Below are 6,241 nucleotides of genomic sequence, written 5' to 3'. Positions count from 1 at the left end.
CAGCACTTCAGCATCAGCAGCAGGACAGTGCCAATAGATCTGAGTAAATACGCTGAAGGCATCTACATCATCGATATCAAAACCGATGTAAAAACAGAGTCGGTTAAAGTCATAAAATCAGTTAATTAAAGAAATAAAATGAAAAACTTATATAAAAGCACTTGGAGAAGCTACGTGGTTTTCCTGCTGATCATTTTCGCATCTTTGCAAACAGTTGCCCAATCTGATTATAGTAAATTTTTACCCAATATCGTTCCGCCCTCTCCTACAGCCGGGGAATTGGGGAAATATGGAAATGTCCCTGTCGGTTTATTTACCGGTGCAGCAAATGTTTCGATTCCGCTGTTTAGTTTTAAAACGAAGGATTTAGAATCACCATTATCGCTTTTTTATGGCTCTAACGGAATTAAGGTCGATGAAGTTTCCTCGAATGTAGGTTTGGGATGGAACCTTAATTTTGGAGGCGTTATTACCCGTACCGTAAGGGATAAGCCTGATGACGCACAACTGCGTGTGTATCCACCGGACAATTTAGCCGGAGCGACACAAGCAGAAAAAGTACAATTTTATAACGCTGCCGGACAGGATAATGCCGATACCGAAAGTGATATCTATTCTTTTAACTTTAGTGGCAATTCAGGAAAATTTACGTACGATAGAAATGGACTGCCTTTTTTGATCACCAATCAGAAAATTAAAATAGAAAAAACAGGAACCGGCAATGCCGATTTTTTACTTACGGCTACAGATGGAATTAAATATTACTTCACGGAAAAAGAATCAACAACCTTTAGAACTTCGGGAGCAGGCCACTCCGTTCCCAATGGAGGGGTGACAGCCTGGTATTTAGGTAAAATTGTACATCAAAACGGGTCTCAAATTACGTTTACGTATGAGGAATACATCATGGACTATGTTGCTTCTAATTCTCAAACGCTGTCCATGTCCTATTTTACGCAGTTGGCTTGTTCAGGCGTTACGTATGCTAAATTGCCCACCCTTAGCGGAATTATGTCTCAGGATATGACCGTAATCGGTAAAAGGGTGACCAGAATATCCAGTAACAACACTACTGATGGCTATGTAACTTTTACTTACTATGCTTCAGGAATAAACGAGGATATAGACGGCAATAGAAAGATTGACAATATAACGCTCTTTACTGCTGAAAATACGGTTGTCGAAAAGATAAAGTTTGATTATTTAAAAACAGCTAACCAAAGGGTTTTTCTGCAAAATATTACTTTTCTGGACCCAACCAAAAAATACAGTTTTGAATATACTGGTCAGACAGAATTTCCTCAGCGTTTATCTTACAGTCAGGATCATTGGGGGTATTATAATGGAAAGTATAATACAAATTTAGTCGATAAAAATATATCCCAGTATGGAAGTGGACTTGATGATTTTGATTATAAGGGAGCTGATAAAGAACCTAATGCAGATTTTGCTAAAATTGGATTACTAAAAAAGATTATTTATCCCACCAAAGGATATACTGAATTTGAGTATGAAGCGAATACCTATTGGGGACAGAAAACAATATATCCCACTAAGACAAGGATAAGGTTTGAAAGAGGGACAGAAGATAACGATGATATTGCAATCGGTAAATCTTTTACATCACCGACTGACCAAAGAATAGAATTTACAGGATATGTAAATTATGAAAGTCCACTAGGCCCTCCCAGGTATGATAATAATGGTAATCTCATACCAGATCCTTATGATACGGGGCATTATTTAGCTTATGTGCAAATAAGTAACAGAAATTCCCCAAACGATTTTCTTAGCTTATACACCTATACTTACAATGGGGACAAAATTAATACTACAAGTTTTAGATACACACAGAAACTAACCAATACTTTTTACTTTGATGCAAAAGCAGGGAAAACATATGATTTTTTTCTTGGTAAAGGCGGACTCAATGCAAGTGCAAGTGTAGAGGTTAGTTATTATGCGACTGCTCCTACAATTATAAACACAAATATCGAAACCGGCGGCGTACGGATTAAATCCACAAAAGATTTTCCAATCGCTACGGCTGCTCCTGTGTACAAACGTTATTATTATGCGAACAAGGACGATATCAATCATTCTTCAGGTAATACGGGCAGGAAACCCTTTTATATGGATCTTTCTGTTCAGAGACAATCCTGTCCTACAGAATGCCACTATGCAGATCTTTTCGATTTAAATATAAGTTCCAGTAGTATGATGTCCCTGTTTGATACGGGCAGCAGTAACTGTTTTTATAAATATGTAACCGTAAGTGAAGGTGGCGATGCTTTTGAAAATGGCGGAGAAATGAAAGAATTTACGATTCACAGAGATAACTGGGTAGATGATTTTGATAGTAGCGGGAACCCGGTAACTGTCGATCACGAGATTAATGGTATCAGTAGAATTCTTGGAACCTTAGATATTAAAAGCGCACCCTTTACCAATTTTGGCTGGAACAATGGCCTGGAGATCAAATCGCAGGTATTTCAGAAAAAACTGGCCGGGTCTCCCTTTGTCATTGTAGCAGAAACGGAAAACAAGTATAAATTAGACCCTTCCTATACAAAGGAAATCAAGTCTTATGCTGTTCGCAAAAATTATACTGAAATTTGCGTAAATCCGAATGTGGTTGAGAATTTAACTATAGTTGAATACAAAACAAAAGGATACTGGTTTTATGTGGAATCTTCCATCACCAGAAGTTATGATCTTAAAGGGTTAAATCCGGTTGAGACGACCACAACGTATCAGTACAACAATCCGACCCATATACAGCTGACTTCACAAAGTACAAAATCATCATCAAAAGAAACGCTGGAAACCAAATACTATTACCCGCAGGATGCCGTTATGGCAAGCGAACCGCAGGTATCGGAAATGATCACCACCAACCGAATCGACACGCCCTTGAAAACAGAGGTGTTCAGAGCCGGAATAAAACAATCCGAGCAGAAAACAGAGTATGCCAAAGATGCCACCACCTCAAACCTGCTGCTGCCGAAATTTATTTACGCCGCCAAATTCCCCAATATACTGCCGGGAAATGCCTTAGAGAAAAAAATCACCTACGATAAGTACGATGATGTGGGCAATATCCTTCAGTATACGCTGGAAAGCGGGATGCCCGTGGCTATTATTTGGGGATACAATAAAACCAAACCCATTGCCAAGGTAGAAAATGCTACCTATGATCAGGCGCTGGCGGCCTATGCTGCCAATGACACCACCTTCAGGACCAACTTGCCAAGCGCCCTGATTACGACGTATAGCTATAAGCCGTTAGTAGGCATTACCACCCTAACAGACCCAAAAGGATTTGTGACCACGTACGATTATGACACCTACAACCGACTGAAAACCGTAAAAGACAATCTGGGCAACGTACTGTCAGAGAATCAATATCATTATAAAAATTAAGAAGACGGCAATGAAAAAATATCTATATAGTGTACTGATCCTGATAACCACATTGGGATACGGACAAACCAAAGACGTTCCGGTAACACCAGTGGAAGCTCCTGTAGCCGCTCCCATGGCAGCCCCTCCCGGAGGCGGCGGAGGCGGTGAAACCTCCTACCGCTGGTACGAGGATTACGATGGTGATAGCTTCGGAAATCCGACCATAAGCATTTTAAGCCCGACCAAACCTAATGGTTATGTCAGCAACCAGAGCGATCTGGACGACAATAATGCCTACATTACCAATATTACACCCCAGACCTTTTACCAGGATGGCGATAATGATACCTTCGGGAATCCCAATGTTACCGGGTCCTATAGCGTAAAACCTCCGGGCTATGTCACCAACAACTCCGATTACAACGATACCACGGCCAATATTACCAACATCGCGCCGCAGTATTTCTATCAGGATAGTGATGGGGATACCTTTGGAAACCCCAATGTAAAGGTGTATTACAGTGTAAAGCCAACCGGTTATGTCACCAACAACAGCGATTACAACGATACCACGGGCAATATTACCAATATCGCGCCAGCCACCTTTTACAGGGATGCCGATAACGATACGTTCGGAAATCCGGCCGTTACGGTCTTTTACAGCGTAAAACCGGCAGGCTATGTGACCAGCAATACCGACTGTAATGATAACGATGTCACCCTGAATCCCAATACCAAATGGTACGCCGATACGGATCTGGACGGTCTGGGTGATCCGGCTGTTTTTGTGTCCCAATGTACCGCTCCGGCAGGCAGCTACGTTAGAAACAATACCGATAATTGCCCGCTGGTCAAAGGCAGCAGTGCGGACTGTTCCAATATACTGATGCCGTCGGATTATAATTATGTGCTGACCAAAAACTATAAAAAAGCCACCACCACCGTTTTGGAATTTCCATCGGTAGATCAGGTACAAACCAGTATCACCTATTTTGACGGATTAGGCAGACCCGTACAGCAAATAGCCAACAAACAGTCGGCCAATGGAAAAGATATTGTAACACACATCACCTACGATGCCTTTGGCAGACAGGTGCAGGAATACCTGCCGTATGAAGCTGCTTCGGCCAATATCGCATTTGTACCCAACGCACAGACCGGAACAGTAACGTTCTACAATACGGCCAAATACGACAATACGGCCAATCCGTTTTCGCAAAAGGAACTCGAGTCCTCCCCATTGAACCGTGTCTTAAAACAGGCGGCTCCCGGAAATGTATGGGCCATGAATCAGGGACATGAAATCAAACTCGATTACCAGACCAATACCGACACCGAAGTCAAATTATACAAGGCGACGGCAACCTGGACTCCTCTCTTAGGGTTGTATGAAATCGCTTTTGTGGATGCGGGAAATTATGGCGCCAATGAACTCATCAAAACAGTGACCTATGATGAAAATACCACCGCTACTCCAACAGAGACCGCCGGAGCTACGGTAGAATTTAAAAACAAGGAAGGACAGGTCGTTTTAAAAAGAACCTATGAAGCAGGATTAAAACACGATACCTATTACGTATACGACCCTTACGGCAACCTGACCTATGTGATCCCGCCCAAAGCAGACGCAGCGATTTCAGCCGATGTTTTAAATGGCTTGTGCTATCAGTACAAATACGATTACCGCAACCGCCTGGTCGAGAAAAAACTGCCCGGCAAACAATGGGAGTTTATCGTGTATGACAAACTCGACAGGCCTGTAGCGACAGGGCCCGCCAATTCGCCTTTTAAGGATGATACGGCTGTAGGCTGGCTCATTACCAAATACGATGTTTTTGGCCGTCCCATCTATACCGGCTGGAACAATGTCAGCAGTACTGCAGCTGCCAGAAAAACATTGCAGGATGCCCAAAATTCGGCTACGGTGTTGTTTGAAGCCAAAGATTCCAGGAGAACCATTGATGGTTTAGAGGTGGGTTATGCGAACGCCATAGCGCCCACCACTTTTAAATTACTGAGTGTTAATTATTACGATAATTATGGTTTTCCCGGTGCTCAGGCTGTTCCTGGTCTTATTATAGGCCAGACAGTTTTAACCAACGTAAAAGGGCTGCCGACAGGGACCTGGACAAGAGTTTTAAGTACCCCTTCATCCCTTGCAGGAGAAACAACCACTACCTTTTATGATACCAGGGGAAGAGGTATAAGTACCTATATAAAAAACCACTTAACAGGCATAAGCCATACGGATAATGAAATTGATTTTACAGGAAAAACGTTAACCATACAAACCGAGCACCAGCGTTTAGCAGGTGGTGCCAAAATTGCTACGGAGGAAAAATTTACGTACTCGCCTCAGGATCGTTTGCTGACCCACACCCATAAAATCGGCGCAGGTACACCCCAGCTGATGGCAGAAAATAAATACGATGCCCTGGGACAGCTCATGAGTAAAAATGTCGGAAACAGTATAGGGAGTCCTTTACAGAAAATCGATTTTAATTACAACATAAGAGGCTGGCTTACTGAGATTAATAAAACCGCTAACCTGCAGCAGAGCACGGATCCGCTGGATTTGTTTGCTTTTAAGATCAATTACACCACCACAGCAACAGGTATTACAGATGTAAATGCCTTATATAATGGCAATATCGCCGAAACTTTCTGGAGAACCGGTTCTGATAATATCGAACGCGCTTACGGGTACCAATACGATAAACTGAACCGACTGAAAAATGCCATTTACGAGAAAAATGGTCTGACGACCAATGCCTACGATGAGAGTTTAACCTACGACAGAAACGGAAACATCATGTCCCTGAAGCGAAAGGGAGAC

General features: G+C 42.4%; 2 protein-coding genes. Both read left to right on the top strand.

The genetic code is table 11. From position 1 onward, the window contains the following. Positions 1-138 precede the first annotated feature (138 nt). Positions 139-3,423, top strand: a complete 3,285-nt coding sequence (locus EV142_RS23825; protein WP_132038352.1) for a hypothetical protein — start codon at positions 139-141, stop codon at positions 3,421-3,423. Positions 3,424-3,433: 10 nt separating this feature from the next. Next, positions 3,434-6,241: DUF6443 domain-containing protein (locus tag EV142_RS23820; protein WP_244606823.1), on the top strand; the 2,808-nt coding region annotated here is incomplete at its 3' end.

The organism is Flavobacterium circumlabens (assembly GCF_004345565.1).
Taxonomy (GTDB): Bacteria; Bacteroidota; Bacteroidia; order Flavobacteriales; family Flavobacteriaceae; genus Flavobacterium; species Flavobacterium circumlabens.
Note: the sequence above shows the minus strand (reverse complement) of the source record. Positions and strands in the feature narration are given on the sequence as shown.

What these genes read in the sequence shown, in the direction of transcription:
- EV142_RS23825 (WP_132038352.1), top strand. Translation starts at nt 139, where the DNA reads ATGAAAAACTTATATAAAAGCACTTGGAGAAGCTACGTGGTTTTCCTG.